General features: G+C 34.0%; 20 protein-coding genes. 10 read left to right on the top strand and 10 right to left on the bottom strand.

Going from position 1 to position 21,248, the window contains the following annotated elements; genetic code table 11:
- Positions 1-94: 94 nt before the first annotated feature.
- Entirely contained in the window at positions 95-2,026 is a 1,932-nt protein-coding gene (locus LV842_RS13610) for an LTA synthase family protein (RefSeq protein WP_233111987.1), read from the bottom strand.
- Between the two features lie 223 nt (positions 2,027-2,249).
- On the opposite strand from LV842_RS13610, the gene LV842_RS13605 reads away from it, so the two are divergent.
- The 7 genes from LV842_RS13605 to LV842_RS13575 all read left to right on the top strand — a co-directional run bounded on the left by LV842_RS13605 (position 2,250) and on the right by LV842_RS13575 (position 6,487).
- Positions 2,250-2,963, top strand: a complete 714-nt coding sequence (locus LV842_RS13605) for a CDP-alcohol phosphatidyltransferase family protein (RefSeq protein ID WP_233111986.1) — start codon at positions 2,250-2,252, stop codon at positions 2,961-2,963.
- Positions 2,964-3,050: 87 nt separating this feature from the next.
- Positions 3,051-3,815: a 3'-5' exonuclease gene (locus tag LV842_RS13600; protein ID WP_233111985.1), complete on the top strand. Its 765-nt coding sequence runs from the start codon at positions 3,051-3,053 to the stop codon at positions 3,813-3,815.
- Between the two features lie 3 nt (positions 3,816-3,818).
- Positions 3,819-4,241, top strand: coding sequence for a putative signal transducing protein (locus LV842_RS13595; protein WP_233111984.1), 423 nt, complete (start codon positions 3,819-3,821; stop codon positions 4,239-4,241).
- 11 nt (positions 4,242-4,252) lie between these two features.
- Positions 4,253-4,819 carry a hypothetical protein gene (locus LV842_RS13590; protein ID WP_233111983.1) on the top strand — a complete coding sequence of 189 codons (567 nt, stop codon included), beginning with the start codon at positions 4,253-4,255 and terminating at the stop codon, positions 4,817-4,819.
- Positions 4,820-4,831: 12 nt separating this feature from the next.
- Entirely contained in the window at positions 4,832-5,437 is a 606-nt protein-coding gene (locus tag LV842_RS13585) for a fumarylacetoacetate hydrolase family protein (RefSeq protein ID WP_233111982.1), read from the top strand.
- 11 nt (positions 5,438-5,448) lie between these two features.
- Positions 5,449-5,916, top strand: coding sequence for a GNAT family N-acetyltransferase (locus tag LV842_RS13580; RefSeq protein ID WP_233111981.1), 468 nt, complete (start codon positions 5,449-5,451; stop codon positions 5,914-5,916).
- 133 nt (positions 5,917-6,049) lie between these two features.
- On the top strand, positions 6,050-6,487 hold the full coding sequence (locus LV842_RS13575; RefSeq protein WP_233111980.1) for a universal stress protein: 438 nt from the start codon (positions 6,050-6,052) through the stop codon (positions 6,485-6,487).
- A gap of 71 nt (positions 6,488-6,558) precedes the next feature.
- Here LV842_RS13575 and LV842_RS13570 read toward each other — a convergent pair whose 3' ends face one another.
- Entirely contained in the window at positions 6,559-6,792 is a 234-nt protein-coding gene (locus LV842_RS13570; RefSeq protein WP_233111979.1) for a DUF6341 family protein, read from the bottom strand.
- A 42-nt stretch (positions 6,793-6,834) separates the two neighbouring features.
- Here LV842_RS13570 and LV842_RS13565 point away from each other — a divergent pair, with 42 nt between their 5' ends.
- On the top strand, positions 6,835-7,740 hold the full coding sequence (locus LV842_RS13565) for a DUF6427 family protein (protein ID WP_233111978.1): 906 nt from the start codon (positions 6,835-6,837) through the stop codon (positions 7,738-7,740).
- 6 nt (positions 7,741-7,746) lie between these two features.
- Positions 7,747-8,331, top strand: coding sequence for a DUF3109 family protein (locus LV842_RS13560; RefSeq protein WP_233111977.1), 585 nt, complete (start codon positions 7,747-7,749; stop codon positions 8,329-8,331).
- A 100-nt stretch (positions 8,332-8,431) separates the two neighbouring features.
- Here the strand turns inward: LV842_RS13560 and LV842_RS13555 are convergent, their stop codons facing one another.
- From LV842_RS13555 to LV842_RS13520, 8 genes are all read right to left on the bottom strand, one after another.
- The gene (locus LV842_RS13555; RefSeq protein WP_233111976.1) at positions 8,432-11,287 is read right to left on the bottom strand and encodes a M16 family metallopeptidase; all 2,856 of its coding nucleotides are present in this window, start codon (positions 11,285-11,287) and stop codon (positions 8,432-8,434) included.
- Between the two features lie 166 nt (positions 11,288-11,453).
- Entirely contained in the window at positions 11,454-12,137 is a 684-nt protein-coding gene (locus LV842_RS13550) for a hypothetical protein (protein WP_233111975.1), read from the bottom strand.
- 104 nt (positions 12,138-12,241) lie between these two features.
- Positions 12,242-13,576 carry a trigger factor gene (locus LV842_RS13545; RefSeq protein ID WP_233111974.1) on the bottom strand — a complete coding sequence of 445 codons (1,335 nt, stop codon included), beginning with the start codon at positions 13,574-13,576 and terminating at the stop codon, positions 12,242-12,244.
- Positions 13,577-13,717: 141 nt separating this feature from the next.
- Complete coding sequence (locus LV842_RS13540; protein WP_233111973.1) at positions 13,718-14,314, bottom strand: hypothetical protein; 597 nt, start codon at positions 14,312-14,314, stop codon at positions 13,718-13,720.
- A 51-nt stretch (positions 14,315-14,365) separates the two neighbouring features.
- Entirely contained in the window at positions 14,366-16,750 is a 2,385-nt protein-coding gene (locus LV842_RS13535) for a TonB-dependent receptor (protein WP_233111972.1), read from the bottom strand.
- Positions 16,751-16,980: 230 nt separating this feature from the next.
- Positions 16,981-17,337 (bottom strand): hypothetical protein, encoded by a 357-nt coding sequence (locus LV842_RS13530; RefSeq protein ID WP_233111971.1) that lies wholly within the window; start codon positions 17,335-17,337, stop codon positions 16,981-16,983.
- A gap of 244 nt (positions 17,338-17,581) precedes the next feature.
- Positions 17,582-19,513, bottom strand: coding sequence for an ABC-F family ATP-binding cassette domain-containing protein (locus LV842_RS13525; protein ID WP_233111970.1), 1,932 nt, complete (start codon positions 19,511-19,513; stop codon positions 17,582-17,584).
- 118 nt (positions 19,514-19,631) lie between these two features.
- Positions 19,632-20,252 carry a DUF5715 family protein gene (locus LV842_RS13520; RefSeq protein WP_233111969.1) on the bottom strand — a complete coding sequence of 207 codons (621 nt, stop codon included), beginning with the start codon at positions 20,250-20,252 and terminating at the stop codon, positions 19,632-19,634.
- A gap of 203 nt (positions 20,253-20,455) precedes the next feature.
- Here LV842_RS13520 and aqpZ point away from each other — a divergent pair, with 203 nt between their 5' ends.
- Positions 20,456-21,193, top strand: a complete 738-nt coding sequence (gene aqpZ / locus LV842_RS13515) for an aquaporin Z (RefSeq protein WP_262909427.1) — start codon at positions 20,456-20,458, stop codon at positions 21,191-21,193.
- Positions 21,194-21,248 lie beyond the last annotated feature (55 nt).

Genomic DNA, 21,248 nt, shown 5'->3' with positions numbered 1-21,248 from the left:
TATAAATTAATTTTAAACAAACAAAAACTTTTATTATCCAAGGCATATATAACAAGAGCTATACCAAATTTCAGAATTAAACATTTTTTAAACGTTAATACATTTTTCTGTTAATTACTCGGTTCATATAATCCTGATACCAAGCCTTAGCAATGAGCTTTCCTTTTTCGACTTCCGGATTCTTTTTCAATTGATCCATTATGTTTTTTTCTAATCCTAAATCAGTTTTATCAAAAACTCCCACTATTTCCTTCCCATCAAAACGGTAAATATAATTTCCGATAATGAACTGCTCTACCGTACCGTCGGAATTTGCAATAACCGAAGGATATTTTTTATCACTCACCAAACTTTTTCCCCAGCTTCTTATTTTTTTATCATACCCTATTAAATCTGCTAATGTAGGATAGATATCGATTTGCTGAGCCAGTTCAGGATTCACTCCTTTCAGATTATATTCCGGATTGGGTGAATAGAAGATCAAAGGAACCGCAAAACGATTCATTATTTTTTCATATTCAGGATAATAAATTTCATTGGTATGATCTCCTGTAAAGACAAAAATAGTATTGTTATACCAAGGTTGCTTTTTAGCCGTTTCAAAATACTTTTTTATCGCATAGTCGGTATATTGTATCGGCTCATGCATCTGATTTTTCCCTTTTTTGAATTTCCCGTTATATTTCTCAGGAATTTTGAAAGGATGGTGTGAAGAAGCCGTAAAAACTGTCGCCATGAAAGGTTGGGTTTTCCCTGTATTTTTAGCAAAATACTGCAAAAAAGGTTCATCCCAAATGGCCCACATTCCATCGAAATCTTGATCATTATTGTATTCCGTTTTTCCGAAATAATGCTTAAATCCAAGAATATTTCCAAAGCCTAAAAATCCCATAGAACCGTTCGGAGCTCCGTGATAAAAAGAAGTATCATAACCTAAGTCATTACAAATCGAAACAATAGACTGTATTTTTTGATTTGAGTAAGGCGAACCGGTAAAAGCATCCGTCAAGCTCGGAATTCCTGCTAAAACGGAACTCATTCCATGAATAGATTGTCTGCCGTTTGCGAAAGTATTGGGAAATATTAAGCTTTGCCCTGCCAAACTATCTATAAACGGAGTATAAGAAACATAATCCTTGATATTTTTATCTTTATTGAATGCTCCCGAATATTCTCTCCCGAAAGATTCTACGATAAAAATAACAATATTGGGTTTGTTAGCTACTTTCCTGTCGTACGTTTTATAAGGCTGAATATTTTCGTCAATAAATTTCTCATCTACAAAATGTACTTCTTTAAAATTATTGGTATTTAATGTTCTGAAGAAGGAGAAAGTACTGTTCAGCACCATATTCCCCTGAACCGGAAGTTTTACAAAACGATTGGCATCCACCAGATTGATCGGTCTTGTACTGTGTTTAAAATCTCCTCTTATTCCACCAACAGTTAAAACCGCAGTGATGCAAAGCGTCAAAACAGATAAAATAAAATAAGGCACCAATTTTACGGGTTTCTGCTCTGTAATTTTCACTTTTTTATACAAGAAAACCCAAAGCCACATCAAAACAACAAACCATAATAAAATATAAGGATTCTGCATCAAGGAAGCCGTGAATACTTTAAAAATATTGTCTTCGTGCTGTGCCACCTGAAAAGCTGCAGAAGTAAGCCTTGTTTGGGAAAATTTAAAATATACAAAGTCTCCAAAGTTCATTGCATAGGTAATTCCGTTAGTGATAAAGTACAGCCAAAAGAGTATTTTTTGATACACTTTCTTCGTATTGATCACAACAGGAACTAAGCTCAGTAAAATGAAAAGAGCATTTACGTAGAGAATGGCAGTGGTATCAAACGCAATCCCATGATACGAAAGACTAAAATAGTCTGAAACCGAGTCTATTTTAATCAGCCCTTTATTAAAATACCAAAATAAAAACCTGGCAATCTGATAGAAAAAATAAGCTAAAAAAATCCGGTACAGCAATACCAGAACTTCCTGTTTTCTAAATTCTTTAAAAAATTTCATTGGTAGACATTATTATTTTTAAAGGTCAAATGCAATCACAATATTCATAAACACTGACTTAAAAAAGCGTGTTAAGGGTGATTTCATGACGCAAATTTACACCAAATTCAGATAAAACCGATGGAACAACACAGCAATCGTGAAATGCAATACTAGTTAAACCTAGTTAAATTGATATAGGGTTACCTTAATTTATTTGATATATTGTTTTAATTTTGTGGCTATGAATTTTATTAAAAATAATCTTGCGAATGCCATCACATTGGGGAATTTATTTTCCGGAAGTGTAGGAGCTATCCACCTTATTCTTGGTGACTATCAAACGACTGCTATCTGTATTATTCTTTCTTTGATTTTAGATTTTTTTGATGGTTTTGTAGCCAGAGCTTTAAAAGCAAATTCTAATTTGGGAGTACAATTAGATTCTTTGGCCGATATGGTAAGCTTCGGATTCCTTCCGGGATTAACGATGTATGCTGCTTTAGAGCCATTCGGAAACATTTTTCTTGGAACGGAATTGCCTTTTGAAATTAAATATTTAGGATTGTTTGTGACTCTTTTTTCATGTTTAAGACTAGCAATTTTCAATTTGGATGAAGATCAGAAATATTATTTTAAAGGATTGAATACTCCATCCAATACCATTTTGCTTTTCGGATTGTATTATGCTCAAAAAGAAAGTGGGGATTTCAGATTTTTATTTGAGAATTCATTATTTTTAATTCTTCTTACAGCAGTTTCTTCATGGTTATTGATCAGCCCGATAAAGATGATTGCAATGAAATTCAAATCAATGAAATTGCAGGATAATTATCCGAAAGTTGCTTTGTTGATTGGTTCCATTATTCTTTTAATTCTTTTTAAAACCGTTGGAATCCCAATGGTGATTATTTATTATATTTTAATTTCAATTATTTTTCAAAAACAACTTAAATAGTAAGAAGTTTTGAGTGAGAAGTTATGAGCACTCATAGCTTTAAAACTTATTTACAATTCAGAACTTTCAATTTATAACTTACAAAAAATGAATTTAAAACTCTATAAACCTCTTTGCATTTTTGACCTAGAAACTACCGGAACGAATATTGGGAAAGACAGAATCGTTGAAATCTGTATTTTAAAAGTAAATCCAGATGCTTCAAGAGAAAGTAAAACATGGAAAATAAATCCTGAAATACCTATTCCAGTGGAATCTAGTCAAATTCACGGAATTTATGATGAAGATGTAAAAGATGCTCCTACTTTCAAGCAAATTGCATCCAAAGTAATGGAAATGATTTCAGGTGCCGATTTAGGAGGTTTTAATTCCAATAGATTCGATGTTCCTTTGTTGGCAGAAGAATTACTGAGAGCCGAACTCGATTTTGATCTGAATAAATTCAAATTGGTAGATGCCCAAACAATTTTCCACAAAAAAGAACCAAGAAACTTAGGTGCTGCCTATCAGTTTTACTGTGGCAAGACATTGGAAAACGCCCATTCTGCAGAAGCTGATGTAATGGCAACTTTCGAGGTTTTGGATGCTCAAGTTGGGAAATATGAGGACATTCCGAACGAAATTGCAGATTTAAGTGAATTCACATTCCATAATAAAAATGCTGATTTAGCAGGTTTTATCGGGTATAATGATAAAAATGAAGAAATCTTCAATTTTGGGAAATACAAAGGACAAGGTGTAAAAGCCGTTTTCCAGAAAGATCTAGGATATTTCGGATGGCTTCAAAATGCTGATTTCCCTTTATACACAAAGAAAGTCTTCACAAAAATCCAACTATCAAGCAAGTTTTAAAAAATGAGCGGGCTGGTTAAATTCAAATTTTACGAAAATGCCCTTCAAGCCAATAGAGACAAACAGATATTGGCTGAAAACGGCATCAACAGCTTTATTGCGAATGAACAGCTGATCCAGTCTGATTGGCTGCTTTCTCAGGCTGTTGGCGGAATTCAGCTGCAGGTTTTTGAAGAAGACCTTGAAAAAGCAGAACAAATTTTACAGGAGTATAAGGATAATGAAGAATTCTCTTTGGAAGTTGAACATACCATTGAAGATCCTGAATTTGATTTTGTTTGCCCGAAATGTGGTTCAAACCATCTCTACAGAGACGAAAAACCAGGCGGCGTGTTTGGTTTAAGTCTTTTATTTATAGGTATTCCCATAAAAGTTCCAGCGAATTTATATCATTGCTATTACTGCGGGAACGAGTTTACTCATTAAAACTTTTATAAATGAGCAAAATAAAGAAGTTCGGAAAATATTTACTGATCGCTATTATAGCTTCTCTTCTATTCGTTTTGGGGAAATATTTCTTTTTATGGAGTCCTATTGAGGTTGATCATAATTTGAATAAAAAGACTTTATTTAAAGATTTTAATCATCAAAAACAACAATACATTGTCGGAGGGGACTCTGAAGAAATTAAAACAAATAATTTTAAGGTAAAGACTGACAGCTTTTCATCAGAATCTTACATTTATAGCATTCAAGATAATCCACTTTCTTTACAAATACAGATATTTACAGGGGACGGATACAGTGGTGGAGGTTATAATGTAGAGATCATCAACAATCGATACAAAGTTTCTCTTTATCATTATACAGATAATCCGAAACCTTTTGATTTTATGAATGAAGAATATTATAAAATCATTGACAGCAAGGTCATTCTTAATAAAGATTCTTACAAGAAAGGTGATAGTATTTTTGGATATACAGAGTTTAAAATTCAAAAAGGATATGGCCCTGAAAAGTATTTTGAACAAGGGGAAGGATATTTTAAAGGAATTGTAAATTAAATAAAAAAAATTATGAAAATAATCTGCATAGGAAGAAATTATAGCGAACACGCAAAAGAATTAGGAAATGAAATTCCTGAGAGATCGGTCATTTTCATGAAGCCGGATACTGCTGTTTTGAAAGGAAATGATTTTTATATTCCTGAATTTTCGAACGATGTTCATTATGAACTGGAAGTTGTGGTGAAAGTTTCCAAAGGAGGAAAATATATCCAGAAAGAGTCTGCTCATAAGCATTACGAAGAAATAGGATTAGGAATTGATTTTACGGCAAGAGATCTTCAAAGTGAGCTTAAATCTAAAGGTCTGCCATGGGAACTGGCTAAAGGTTTTGACGGTTCTGCTGTGGTAGGAAGTTTTTTCAAAAAAGAAAATTACACTCTTGAATCGCTGAACTTTTCACTCTTAAAAAACAAAGAGAAGGTACAGGACGGAAATACGAAAGATATGATGTTTAGTATTGATGATATTATTGCTTTCGTTTCACAATATTTTACCTTGAGAGTCGGCGACCTTATTTTTACAGGAACTCCAAAAGGAGTCGGAAAAGTAGATGAAAATGATATTCTTGAGGCCTATCTTGAAAATGAAAAAGTTCTGGACATCCGAATATTATAAGTAACCAGACAATGATAGAATTAGCAAAAACTACTTTGGAGGATTTGGAAACCTTATTTGTTTTTCAAACCGATAAAGACGGAATTCAAATGGCAGCTTTTACAGCTAAAGATCCGAGGGATAAGGAATTTTACATGGAAAAATGGACCAAAATTGTAGAAAATCCTGATATAAAAATGCTGACCCTACGATTTGAAAACGAAATTGTAGGAAGTGTAATTCATTTTGATGTTATGGATGAAACTCATATTTCTTATTGGATCGATAAGCAACATTGGGGAAAAGGATTCGCAACCGAAGGATTAAAAGCATTTATTAAAGACTCCGTTAAACGTCCTCTTTTCGCAAGGGTAGCCTACGATAATTACGGATCGCAAAAAGTGCTTGAAAATTGCGGTTTCCAATCCATTGGCAAAGGAAAAGGGTTTGCCAACGCAAGAAATATGGAGATTGAAGAATTTATCTATCAATTTGAATAATAATCTTGTGAAGTTTTCTAAAGCTAGAAATAATTTAATCAGGAAAACAACTCATATAAATACAATATTATGAGTTATTTAACATGAAACGTAACAATTTTTTTCATATCTTTAAGAGACAAAATGTGAAGATATGATAAATATAGTACTACCCGTAGATTTTGGGGAAAAAACAGATCAGCTGATAGATGGAGCCGTGAAATTTGCAAAACAAGTCAATGGAAAAATAAATCTGATACATGTTGCTCCTACTGATATAGGTTTTGCTATTGGCGATATGGGCTATCAATATTTCCCGGAAGTTGAAGAAAACGAAATCAGAGAAGAACTGATACAGCTCAACAAAATTCAGCAAAGAATTCTGGCTCACGATTTGGATTGTGAACACCTTTTAAAGCAAGGCATCGCAAAAGACATTATCCTGGAGTACGCAAAAGTAAAGAATGCCGATTTTATTGTGATGGGATCACATGGAAGAAGCGGAATCTATGATGTTTTTGTGGGAAGTCTTACTAAAGGACTTACCAAAAGTTCTCCCATTCCTGTAGTGGTACTTCCTATTCACGATTAATTTTAATTGTACTCATAAAAAAACCGATCAAATGAATTATTTGATCGGTTTTTTACTATATAACCAATTAATTAACCTTCTTTTTTGTAGATCTTTGGATCGTAGTAAGGATGTTTCCCTTCAGTAGGAGAGAAATAGTCTTTGTCTTTATCTCCACCTAATTTTGCTACTAAAACATAGCACCAGTAAGTAAACAACACACAGCAAACGATAAATAAAATCCAGTTCAACACATTCCCAAAGGTATCGTAAAAACCGAAAGACCATTTGAAAACTTTACTTAAGAATAGAAAGAAAGACGTCATTATTTTCCTTTTTTAAATTAACTTTGCACAAATTTATAAAAAATGTTTAAATTACTTTCAAAAGAAAGCAATATTTTTTCGATACCGGTCTATATTGTTTTTCTTCTTTTTATAGTAATCATATTTAACATACTGAATTTCAATACTTATGAAGCAATTATTGCCGGAATTACTTTTTTGGGAATTGCTTTGGCATATTTTTGTTTTCACACGATTGCCCTTAATTATCAGACTCATCTTCCATTATTTTTATATACATTTTTTATTTTCGGCTTATATCCTGGAGTCATGGATATAGGTATTGCTGTAGCTCTACTTACCAATTCTTTTCTTTTACTTCTTCTTACAAGTATCAATGAAGATGTAAGAAAAAAATCTTATGTATTGGTAGGTTCCATTGTAGCTCTTAATTTTATATTTCTCCCTACGACCTGGCCTATGGCGATTTTTGTTCTAATACACGTTATTGCAACTTCAGAAAGAGTAGGTTTGAATATTATCAGATTTTTATTGGGAGTCCTTCTTATTGCAACCAGCTATCTATCTACGATGTATTTTCTTGATTTCACGACTTGGAATCTTGACTATTTCCCTTTTGGAAAAATGAAGATTATTACAGATTATCACGAGATTTTTCCTTTAATTCCTGTTGTATTGCTTCTTATCTATGCGATATATGACCACTTTAGCAATTACAATAAGAAAAGTCCGATAAGCAGATATAAATATACTTTTTTACTGGTTTTTTCATTAGCACAACTGGTTACGATTATTCTGTATATGAATAAGAGTTATGAATACTTATTACTATTGGCATTTCCTGTCAGTATTATTCTAAGTAGAATGTTAAAGTTCCTTCCTAAGTATTGGATGCAGGAAGTGAGTTTGTGGCTTATTATTTTAAGCCTAGTGATGTTTAAAGCAGAAACTTATTTTGATATTTTTTAAAAGATTATGATTCAGATAGACGATAAATTAATTTCTGAGGATATATTTTCCGAAGAGTTTGTTTGCAACCTTAGCAAATGTAAGGGAGCATGTTGTGTGGAAGGAGATGTAGGAGCTCCGCTAGATAAAGATGAGCTTGAAATATTAGACACTATTTTTGATAAAATAAAACCTTATCTGACACCAGAAGGAATACAAGCACTGGAAGAGCAAGGGACCTGGACAACAGACCCATCTGATGGAATGTATGTAACCCCAATGGTTGAAAATCGCGAGTGCGCTTATGTAACCTTTGACGAAAAAGGTATTACTAAATGTGGTATTGAGAAAGCGTATGAAGACGGTGCTGTAGATTGGCAAAAACCAATTTCATGCCACCTTTACCCTATCCGTATTACCGAATATTCTACATTTACAGCTCTTAATTATCATGAATGGAATGTATGCAGTGATGCCTGCACGCTTGGAAAGGAATTACAAGTACCTGTGTATAAGTTCTTAAAAACTCCACTTATCAGAAAATACGGCGAAGAATTTTATAATGTTCTGAGCGAAGTAGCTGATGAATGGAAGAATGAGTATGGTTCTTAGTTTTTACAACAATTTTGTATTAGAAATTATCCTCACTTATATCATAAAAAAACCGCAGAAAATTTCTGCGGTTTTTTTATTCAAATTTATCTTTACTATTTTAGTTGGAAACACTTGCTTTAATTACAGCAGGTTTTCCCTCTTCTTTTTTAGCATTTTCCCAACCGTCTTCCGGCATTAAAGTAGCCACTACTCTGTTTTTAGTCAGATATTTTTTGGCAGCATCATGAAGATCTTTTACGGTAAGCGCTTTTACCTTTTCCTGATAATTAAGGATTTCATATTTATCACTTCCATCCAGTTGGTTTTTAGACAAAGCATTCATCCAATAGTTATTGTCTTTGATGTCTGTCTTATAATCATTCATCTCGCCTTCTTTATACTTATCAAGATCTTTTTGTTCAGGACCTTTATCGATCAGTTTCTGAAGTTCTGCAATAGCACTTTTCGTCAGTTTATCCGCGTTTTCAGGTCCACAAGGGAAACTTACGCTGAAATTATAATTACTGTAAGGAACTTTATACATTCCACCTCTCGCTCCGCCACCATAGATACCGCTCTCGTCTTCTCTAAGTTTTTCAATTACTTTGATGGTAGCCACTTCACCCAGAGCTGAAAGAGCCAAAGCTTCCTTCTCGTTATAAGGAGTTTCTCCTGAGTAAACGATTTGAACCATACTCTTAGGATCTTTTCCTTTTTTATATACTTTGGTATGATCTCCGGTAATTGATCTGTAACCTGTGTCTTTGAAGTTTGTCGTTTTTCCTGTTGTCGGTAAACTTGCAATATATTGTAGAACTTCATTTTTAAATTTAGCCTCATCAATATTTCCTACAAAATAAAAATGGAAGTTTCCTGCATTGGCAAATTTCTCTTTGTAAACATCATACGCTTTTTTGTAATCAGTTGCCTCCCAATCTTTTTCCAACGGAAGAATTCCGATGAATCTTGGATTTTTCTGATTGGTAAATTTAGCATGCTCGCTTGCAAAGTAAGTCTGCGGATTCGATAAAAGATTGTTCAGCATTGCAGCTTGCTTTATTTTGTAAGCATTAAATGCTTCAGGACTGTAATTTAATCCCGTAAAATAAGCATACGTCAATTCCATTGCAGTACTCAGATCTTTTTGGGTTGTTCTCCCAAATACCCCTTCCAATGTACTGCTGATATATGGAGTTACATTCACCTGCTTTCCTGCCAAATAATTCGTAAGGTCTGCTTTAGAAGCACCATTTACGCCTGCTTCCGTTAAAGCCTGATAAGCAAATTGTGTTTTATTGAAATCCGTATCATTTAATAATGAGTTCCCTCCCAAGCTTCTTGCCGAAAAAACAATTTCATCATCTTTAAAGTCAGTTTTCTTGAACGTAACTTTTGCTCCGTTGCTCAATGTCCAGGTTGTTGTTCCCAGCTTTGCATCTGTTTCTGTTTTAGCGATTTTACCTTCAGATTTAAACGGCTTTACAAGATTTTTAATCGTCGCTTTTTCTTCATAAGGCTTAATATCTGCCATTTTCACAGATTCAAAAACATTAAGAACCATCGCTTCTGTAGGCATTTTAACATTATCCTTTTTAGGGCCTGTAATTACAATGACCCTGCTGTCGTCTTTCACAAATTTCTTGATAATCTCATTGGTTTGTGCTAAGGTTACACTTGGTAAGAATGATTTGGTATCTTCATATTCCCAAGCAATTCCCGGCATGGGTTCCTGCTCCAAAAAGTTTCTTACATATTCATCCACAAGCATATCACTTTCCGTTTTGTCTCTGTTGTTATAAGATGTTTCAAGGTTTGATAAAACCTGAGATTTAGCCCTGTCGAGCTCAGATTGTGTGAATCCGAATTTCTTAGCTCTTTCCACTTCTGTTAACAGTACGGTAAGCCCGTTCAGCTGATCTCCTTCTTTTGTCATGGCAAACCCTTGAAAAGCCTCCTTTGTTCTGGCGTACGTTCCGCCATGATAAACAGATCCAAACGTGAAAGGTGGATTATTGGAATTGATTAATTCTCTCAGTCTGTTGTTCAACATGGTCGTTGCCAGATTTTTAACAAGGCTCTGATTGTATTGCTCAATGGTTACATCCGGTTTATACGCTTCCGAATCTTTCATCGTAAACCTAACCGCAGAATTGGTTGCATCCGGATCTGTTTCTATAGCAACTAATGTTTCTTTATGGTTTGGCAGATCAAAAATTTTTCTGTCTTTTGGCTTAGACGGATTTTTGTATTTGCTGAAATTATCTTTGATCTTTTTTTCAATTTCATCTACATTAATGTCTCCTACGACTACAATTGCCATCAAATCCGGTCTGTACCAATCCTGATGGAATTTTCTTATAACATCGGGTTTAAAATTTTCCAATACTTCTTTTTTACCAATCGGAAGTCGGTTTGCGTATTGAGAATTGTATAATAGTTTTGGTAAATATTTATCCGACATTCTTTTATCAGCTCCCAAACCTAATCTCAATTCTTCCAATACAACTCCTCTTTCTTTATTAATTTGTTCGTCAGAAAGTATCGCATTGAAAGCCCAGTCTTCCATTACTTTAAGACCTGCATCAAGATTTCCGGGTTTGTCTAAAGGTACAGGAAGCATATAAACCGTCTCGTCAAAACCAGTATAGGCATTAAGATGCTGTCCGAATTTCACTCCTATTGACTGAAGAAAATCTACCAATTTATTATCCGGGAAATTCTTAGTTCCGTTAAAGTTCATGTGCTCCATAAAGTGAGCAAGTCCTCTTTGGTTTTCATCTTCAAGAATAGATCCTGCATTAATGGCTAGTCTGAAGTCTACCTTTTTTTCAGGAAGGGTATTCTTTTTAATATAGTATTTCATTCCGTTGGAAAGAGTTCCTATTCTCACAGAAGGATCTGCCGGAATATTCTGAGCAAAGCCATTTGCAGACATCAGGAAAAGGACTGCAAATGAGGATATCATTTTCTTCATAGTAATAATTATTAATTTTTTTCGGATTAAAAATATAAATTATTCACAACAGGAGGAAATGTTTTATTCTTATATAGAGTTAAATTTGAGTTAAATAGAGTTAATTTTTCCAGTCCATAAAAAAACCGGACAAAAGCCCGGTTTATTATGTTAAGTAGTAAAAATACTATTTAAAATCAGCGTCAGTAACTCCTGAGTTAAGAACTACCTTTGTTGTTTTGATCGTAACTTTCTGACCGTTTCCTTCTGCTTCAATCTCAGCAGGGAATTGAATTCCGTCTACTGTCATATAACTCTTCACCAATGCATTTCCTTCTTTAGCTTCAGATTTATATAATAATCCTGTAGCAGCATCGAAGTAGAATTTACCTTTATCAGAAGTTAAAACATTATAATCCTTTCCATCTATTTTTTCCACATTTGCGGTTTTAAAAGTGGAAGCATCATATCCTAATGCATCAATAACTTTGCTCTTTTTAAGCTCAGGAATTTTATCCGCAGGAATATCCATTTTTTGTCCCATCTGATCTGCATATCCTTTTTCACCGTCAAAAACCTGAATCATTTTTTGTCCCATCATCGACTGCTCAGATCTGAATTTATTTCCCATCTTCTTAGTCGTCATAGTAACTTCCATACCTTGTATAGAAAGTGTATTATCTATAATTGAAGTTTTGATCGCTAATAATTTATCCTTTCCTCCTAAGCCTTTATAATATTTATCAATAACTTGTTGAGGAGTGATTGCAGCTTGTACAGCGGATGCTTTTACAGGAGCCGATTTTTGCTGAGCATTTACTGAAGTAGAAAAAAGGACTGCACAGAAAAACGGAATTATAATCTTTTTCATATATTAAATTTAGAATGTAAAGATAATAATATTGAAAAGATACCAATGCAAAAGCCACCAAAATATTGGTGGCTTTGTACTATTTATTTTAAACTTAAAATAAATTATTTTTTAAGCTCTTCTAAAAACTCGTCGTGAGAAATTACAGTTTCTTTCTTAGTTGCTTTTTCAAGAATTACATCTTTCAACTTAGCCATAGCTACTTCAGAAGAAATTTGTCTTACTTGTTCCTGATCTTTCAACATTTCAACAGCATATTTCTGGATTTCCTCATCACCTAAGTGGTGGATTCCGTAGATAGCCAACTGATTTCTTACCAATTGCTCAGCTTGTGCCAAAACATCAGCATAGTCTAATTGAATTTCGTTATCCGTCATCAATTTTCCTTCAATGATCTGATATTTCAACTGGTTTTTCTCAGCTTCAAGAATTTCTCTAGCCTGCTCTTCAGACTGGATGTTCTGATTAGAGAACTGTAACCATTTTACTAAGAAAGTTTCAGGAAGTTTTACTTCTTCTTTTTCAGAAACCTGTTCCAATACTTTGTTTACGAAATGAACATCAGCATTTTGTTGGAAATATTCGTCTAATTCTGATTTTACTTTTTCTTTAAGTTCTTCTTCAGACTTAATGTTTCCTTCTCCGTAAACTTTGTTGAATAAATCTTCATTTAATTCAGCTAAGTTAAGACCATAGAAATCTTTTACTTTTACCTCAACTTCAGCGTGGTGTAAGTGCTCAACTTCCTCTTTAGAGAATCCTAATTCTTTCGCCAATTCTTCGTCACCAGCAAGAGTTTCTTTAGAAACTTTTACAGATCCGTCCATTTTCAAAGATTTCACTAATTTGAAAGCTTCTTTGTTTTCAGCTGTAATTGTAACGTTCTTTGGGTGGTGGTGGTGCTCTCCTTCTGCATCTTCCTCAACAACCTGAGAAACTTCTAGAGCGATGTAAGAATCTTTATTGATTTTGTCTTGAGGAGCCTGCTCAGCAAAACGCTTCTGCATGTTCTCAATACTCTTATTGATTTCTTTTTCAGAAGCCTCTACTTTGTAGTGAGGAGCTTCATATTTAGCCAAGTCGATCGTGAATGCAGGCTCATATCCTACTTCAAAAGCAACTTCCAATTGATCAGCATTGTAATCGAATTCGTTTACTGGCTGAGGAACTGGCTGACCTACTAATCTTAGTTTGTTTTCGTTAACATAACCGTTCAAAGCATCAGAAACCTGCTTGTTGATTTCTTCAAAAGCAATACCAGCTTCATATTGTTTTTTAACCATACTCAAAGGCACTTTCCCTTTTCTGAAACCAGGAACTTGTGCATTCTTAGCATAATTAATCAATTGTTTCTCAACTTTTTCCTTATAGTCAGATTTTTCCAATGTCACTGTAAGTAATGCACTTACATCATCATGGTTTTTTGCAGTAACCTTCATTATTGATTAAAATTTTAGGTTGCAAAAATATGAAAATTTTATGAAAATCACTCATTTAAAATCAACTTAAAAAGCCAAATATTGTTAAATACAAAACCACCGAAAAATTCAGTGGCTTTGTTAACAAGATTAAAAGATATATTAATTAGTAATATTATAGTTTGCCTGAGCATCGGTTTCACCTCCAACCTGAGTTCCGAACACGACTCCATTCCCACTTACATTAGAATCTTCAGTCACACTTGCAGGCTCATGATATAATGTAAAGATCAGCTGACTTGTTGCAGATGGATTCTTTTTAGCTTTGTTTACAACCCACTCTGTTCTTAAACCTACACGTTTTCCATCTGCTCTTGTAGAAGAAGCATCGTCTGTACGGGTCAAGGAAATATCAGAATTTGGGAAGTTGAAAATTAAAAAGTGTTCATCTTTTGCATCTCTGATTTCCTTAGTAGCATCATCATTCCCATTTCTAAATTCTGCAATGACTTCATATGTTTTTCCGTCCTCCAATTTGATAGACGGAGATCCACCCGCTCCCATACTGTAATTATATGGTATTGCGGCAGCCGTGCTTCCCGGTGAAATGTCTCTTACTTTTAAAATGATATTGGTAAGATCTTCTTGCGGAAGATCATCTTCAGCTGCTGAACCGTCTCTCTGACAAGAAACGACAGTAACAGCAATAAATAAAACAGCTAATAATGTAAATATATTTTTAGTATTGAATACTTTCATTTGTTTAAAATTTTAAGATTGTAAATTGTGTATAAAATAATTTTGAATCCTTTAGAATCTGTATCTAAAGTTTAGAATAAAGTTTCTTCCTGCCTCATCTGCGAAAAATCTCATACGATTCAGATAATCTCTGTACGAAATATTAAAAAGATTGTTCACAATAAGACCTGCAGAAAGGTTTTTGCTGATATTGATCCCCGTTTGGATATTCCAAAGAGAATAACCGTTTGGCGGAGTACTCAAATCAACTTCTTTTTGCTCTTCTTCCCCATTTACATAAACAGGAACAGTGGCATTATAAACCGGGAATCTGTTTTGTTTTAGAAAGGTTTGGTTTTCCAAAGTAAAATAAAAATGATTCCAGTTTTCTTTATTGAATTGCAATGCATTTGAAAAATTAGACGGCATCATTAGGATCAGAGGAACATTGTGTGTATCATCCTGTCCGTACACATAACTTCCTTTTCCGACATAGGTAAGATAATCCGTAAGTTTAAAACTGACATCTAAATCTACACCATACATTTTAGCATCAATTTGTTGATAAGACCAAACAGGGAATACGCCTCTGATTGTATTCTGTACTCCCGTCGGAACTTCATTGATAAAGTTTTTGGTAATAAAAAGGTAAGGGTTCACAGAAACATTTAATCCTTTTAATACATTGAATCTTGAGTCAATGGTTAAATTAAACTGATGTCCCTGTTCGCTTTTCAGTCCCATATCTCCAATTTCGATCACAGAAGCCGAATGATGCAGTCCATCCGAAAATAATTCAGCAATATTTGGGGTTCTTCCCACTTTTGCATAATTAAATTTCAGATCAAAATTTGCATTCGGTCGATATTCTAATCCCGCATTGAACGAAAAGTTTTGGTAATTCAATTGAGGACGTGTCAGAATTCTGTTTTGATCCGTTTTCACATAAAACTCCGGATACAAATCAGCATATCGACTTTCCCAATCACTTTTATCATACCATTTCGTCACATCATAACGGGTAAAATCATATCTCGCCCCTGCTTCCACATTAAAATCATGGGAGATTTTATATTTAAAGATCGAATAGAATCCTGCAGCATATTTATCATAATTCGGGATCAGACGTCTTGCTTTTGTCGAAGGATCCGAATAATTATTCTGAAAACTTGCATCAATTCCGGTTTCCAAAGAGAATTTTCCTCTTTCCAGCAAATCATTAAGATTAAACTGATGGGTCATTAACTCCAGATCAAGAGATGGGGTATCTTTCAATTCCCCTCTTCTGATATCATATTCCTGTCTGTGATTAAACTGATAGCTATACGTTGCAGAAACTTTCCCAATATTTTCAAATCTTTTGAAGGCAGAAACTTTTGCAATATGATGCTCAATAACCTGTCTCGGATTATCAATATTATAACTGAAATCTCCTGTATAAGCCGGGATATTTGAAGTGATTGCATTATAGAAATCTTCATTATTTCCAACGTGAGAACCTCTGTAAATTCCAATATTTTGGTTCGTTAAATAATAATCAAATGAAATTCCTCTTTCATAGGTATTATTCTGAACTGTAAAATTAAATGAAGAAAAATCCATTCCTGTATTCATCAAATTATAATCGGGAGTATGCTGATCCCCTAATTTTTTGATGCTTCCTCCTGTTTTCACAGCCCATCCGTTTTTCCATATTTTAGCAATATCGGCTTCTACTCCAAGGCCTTTCCCGTTAGAAATTCCGGAAAGATTTACAGAGCCTTTAATCGTGTCTTTTTTAGGAAAAACTTCAGGTTCCATTACCACAACCCCGCCAATTGCATCACTTCCGTACTTCAAAGCAGAAGCTCCTTTAATGACATCAATATGTTGAAAATTATTAATATCAACATTCGGTGCATGCTCAACTCCCCATTCCTGTTCCGCTAGTTTTACCCCATTGTTCAGAATGGAAATTCGGCTTCCGTAAAGTCCGTGAATGATTGGTTTTGAAATATTACTTCCTGTTTTCAGAGCACTTACCCCCGAAATTTTAGTCAATAAATTACCCAGATTATCTGTAGAATTTCTATCAATTTCAGACTTATCAAGCGTTTTTACCACCAAAGAACCGTTGCTTTTATGGCTTCCGTGAATGGTTACTGTTTCAATATCCTGAATATGATGCTCAAGAGTAATTGTCAAATGCAAATCCTGAGTAACTCCTATATTTTCAGTATAATCATTACAATCAGGATGTTTGGCAATGAGTATATATTTTCCTGCAGGAATTTTATCAAAAGAAAACTTTCCTTTTTTGTCTGTTTTTGTAGCAAAGTCACCAATTTTCACCACCGCATTTTCCAACATCGTTTTGTCATGAAAATCCTGAACAGTTCCCTCTACAGAAAAAGTCTGTTGTGCGTTTGTAAATGCAAATCCACAAAGGATCAGCATAAAGCTATATATCAATTTCATTGTTAAATAGATTGATTACGTACTTGTTGTAAAGTACATTTTTTCGAAAAAAATTTGTTGATTGGATTTTTTTGGAAATGAAATACTCAATTAATATTAATCAATATGAATCAATGCATTACATTTAAAATTCTTAATCATTTAACGATCCTTAATGGTTTAAATTTCCACCAAAAAAATATTTAAATTTTAAAAATTTAAGTCAAAAAAATCCGAAAAGAATCTATGAATTATGAAATTGCGGGAGGACCGCGAAGTTGAAATGTAAATTTAGTCTGTGACCATATTTTCTCCTGAACAGCAATAATTTGCTTTACTTCATGAGTGTAATTTTCAAAAGAAAAACTGAATTCTTCAGGAACCAAAGTATGTGCGGTAGCTAAGAAATGACAAGCCAAACAATCAGCCGCTTTTTCTTTCACTACATTTTTTGTAATGGTATTTTCTGATTTTTTAAAGTTAAAACCTTTAAAAACCTCTTCTGAACTGTGACTGTGAAAGTTTTGAGAAAACAGCGCAAGAAAATATATTCCAAACAACAATTTGGAAATAAAATTCTTTAGATTTCTGCTTTCTTTAAAAATCATGTGTCAAAATTATAAAAATAATTTAAGCTTTTAGATTAAAGTTTTATTAAAATATTTTGAGTAATGTGTAGAAATGATTGAGGTTTTGTTACATTTCTTTTAAAATATACCTTAAAAATCCTTCGACTCCGCTCAGGATGACAGCGCTAACACTAACTGTTAAAATTTAACATTAAACTATCCGTAGTGTCATGCTGAGCGAAGTCGAAGCATCTCAATATTATTATTTCAATCCAAAAGAAAACTAATCCAGTTGAGAACCCAAATGTTCCCATTCCTGCAAAGCAAGATCTAAATCTTCTTTCGTTTTATTATATTTTTCCAAAATTTCTTCAGAAGGATTTTCTTTGGTAAAAGAAGCCTCAAACTCTTCCACTCTTGTTTCAAGTTCTGAAATTCTTTCTTCTACTTTTTTCAGTTTATTCTGAATACTTTTTTGTTCTTTGCTTACAATTACAGAAGATTGAGTATTACTAACCACTGGTTTTTCTTCCACTTTTTCAACCTCAACTTTCGGTTCTTCACTGTGAAGTTTTGCCTTCTCTGCAGAAATTTCTCTGATTGATTCTTTTTGTCTGAATTCAAGATATTCGTTGATATCCCCTAAGAATTCTTTCATTTTACCATCACGGAATTCATAGATTTTATCACAAAGCCCTTGAAGGAATTCCCTGTCGTGCGAAATTACAATCAATGTACCTTCGAACTTCTGAAGAGCCAACTTAATAATTTCCTTAGACTGAATATCCAAGTGATTGGTAGGTTCGTCCATAATCAAAGTGTTGAACGGACGTAAAAGTAATTTACAAAGAGCCAGACGGTTTCTTTCTCCTCCGGAAAGTACTTTTGTTTTTTTATTTACGGCTTCTCCCTGAAACAAGAAAGATCCTAATAAATCACGAACTCTTGGTCTTGTTTCTTCTGTTGCTGCATCTTCAGCTTCTTCCTGAACGGTTTTATTGGGTGTTAAAACTTCCTCCTGATTTTGGGCAAAGTACCCGATATTTACATTATGACCAAGATTCCAGTTTCCTGAATAATCTTTAATATCTCCGGCAAGAATTTTCGCCAAAGTAGTTTTCCCCTGTCCGTTTTGTCCAAGAAGTGCAATTCTATCTCCTCTCTGAACAATGAAATCTACATCATCAAAAATCTGCTTTTTGCCGTAAGCTTTTCCTAAGTTTTCAGCTTCAAAAATAATTTTCCCCGGAACTTGTGACTGAACAAATCGAATATTGAACTTAGAAACGTCTTCATTATCAACTTCGATACGTTCGATTTTATCTAATTTTTTAATTAAAGACTGGGCAAAAGAAGCTTTGGTAGCACTTGCACGGAATTTATTGATATTATCTTCCATCTGCTTGATTTCCGCATCCTGATTCTTTTTAGCCTGAATCAGTTTTTCACGGCGGTCTTCACGCATGATGAGATATTTAGAATAATTAGCCTTATAATCATCCACTTTTTTGTTATTCACATCAAAAGTTCGGTTACAAACGGCCGTCATGAACTGCTTATCGTGACTTACCAAAACGATCGCTCCGGGATAATCTTTCAAGAAATTTTCCAGCCACATGATCGATTCCATATCCAAGTGATTGGTAGGCTCATCGAGAAGCATGATATCGTTCTTTTGAAGAAGCAATTTTGCCAGCTCGATTCTCATTCTCCAACCTCCGGAAAATTCGTCGGTAATTTTTTGAAAATCATCTGCTTTAAAACCTAAACCAAACAGAACTTTTTCCATGTCGCCTTCCAGATTGTAGGCATCATGATGCATCAAAAGGTCATTAAGTTCGGTCATTTTATTGATCAAATCCGTATAAGAATCACTTTCGTAGTCAGTTCTTACCGTCATTTGATGATTCACTTCCTCTAGTTCTTCTTTCCAAGCGTTGATCTGTTCAAAAGCCTGCATGGTTTCTGCCCAAACCGTTCTCCCTTTTACGAAATCAAGATCCTGTTTTAGGAAACCGATCGTAATATTTCCTTCAGGAACTACATTTCCTTCGTAGAAAGTGATTTCTCCGGAAAGCATTTTCAATAAAGTGGATTTCCCCGCCCCATTTTTACCAACCAAACCAATTTTATCATCCTTTTTTATTGTGAAATTCACGTTTTGAAACAGATATGTTCCTGAATGATGTAATCCTAGACTTTGAACCGAAAGCATGTTAAATAATGATTAATAGTGAATAATGAATTTTCGCGTGCAAAAATACGGAAAAAGAAATGAATTTAATGAAAAGAAAAATTTCCCAAAAATTCTCATCCATTCACTACCCCGAATGTTAGTAGTTTCTTACGGTAACATGGAAACAACTTTGCTGTCTTTCTTTGATGTAATAGATCCTTCCTGCATCATAATAATATTTTAAAACCTTCTCCAGAGCCAATTCCATTTTAGGATTATTTTTTAAAACATTATTAAATCGAACATAAGAAATATCAAAAGAATTTCCGTAATTATGAGAACTGATTCCCATAGCGGCATTAGAATTCACTCTTCTCAGACGACATTGATCTTCTAATGTTCTTGTAATGGATGAAACCGTAAATGTATGTCCTTTTGTTTCTTTACTGAAACGGGTCGCAATTTTTTCAAGCGTTGATTTCCCTTTTGAGACCATCCATGCTCTGCTGTAATCCAGTTTCTGCACACGATAGCCTTTCCCGCTTTTTTTTATTTTATGAAACTTCCCATTATTGATATATTTCTGAACCATTTTGGAATCTTTAAGAAGTTTCATTCCAAAGCTTTTGGAGGCATCCAGATGCGGTTTATATAACGGAGTAGGTTCTACTTTCATGACCTCACTAAGGTCGTAACATGGTACTGTTTTTTTTACAGCTTGAGCATGATAAAAGCCAAAAATAAAAAACAGGAAAAACACACATACATACTTTTTCATTCAACCGATTTTTGAATTTATAAACGAAAATTACCAATTTATCTTATCCCATTCAAATTCCGTGCTATCGTTGTATTCAACCAGCACACAACCCATTTATTAAATTAAAAATATTATTTCAAATTACATACAAATATTTTAAAAAATTAACGTAAAATATTAATTTTTAATTATAAATTTGGAATAACTTACAAAATAATCATATGATAAAAAAACTTTTCGCTGAATTTTTCGGCACATTCTGGCTTGTTTTCGGAGGTTGCGGAAGCGCAATTTTTGCTTCACAAATTGCTCCGGCTTCTAATGGTCAAATGGGTATACTTCTGGTAGGAGTTGCTTTAGCATTTGGGCTTACCGTACTTACCATGGCTTATGCTGTGGGGCACATTTCCGGAGGGCATTTCAACCCCGCTGTTTCATTCGGTCTTGTAGCAGGTGGTAGATTTTCCGCAAAAGATCTTATTCCTTACATTGTAGCACAGTGTTTAGGCGCTATTGTTGCAGCAGGTGCATTGTACTTTATTTTAAGTGGTTCGGGAACACCCGATTTTTCAGGTCCCGGAGCTTTTGCCACCAACTTTTACGGCGATGCCGTCTATTTTGGAAAAGGATATTCTATGGGAGCTGCTTTTATGGCGGAGTTTCTTTTGACAATGTTTTTCCTTATCATCATTATGGGCGCAACGGATAAATATGCGAACGGAAAATTTGCAGGAATTGCCATTGGTCTGGCTTTGACTTTAATCCATTTAATTTCAATTCCTATTACCAATACTTCTGTAAACCCTGCAAGATCACTTTCTCAAGCTGTTTTTGTAGGTGGAAATGCCATTTCCCAATTATGGCTATTTTGGGCAGCACCTATTTTAGGAGGAATTGTCGGCGGATTGATTTATAAATTCTTACTTCAGAAAAATCAGGAAGAAGAACTTGCTCATTAAGCAACAACAACTTAAATACATAAAAAATCCTGTTATTCATTAACAGGATTTTTAT

It is taken from the genome of Chryseobacterium gwangjuense (assembly GCF_021311115.1).
In the GTDB taxonomy this organism is placed as follows: domain Bacteria; phylum Bacteroidota; class Bacteroidia; order Flavobacteriales; family Weeksellaceae; genus Chryseobacterium; species Chryseobacterium gwangjuense.
Note: the sequence above shows the minus strand (reverse complement) of the source record. Positions and strands in the feature narration are given on the sequence as shown.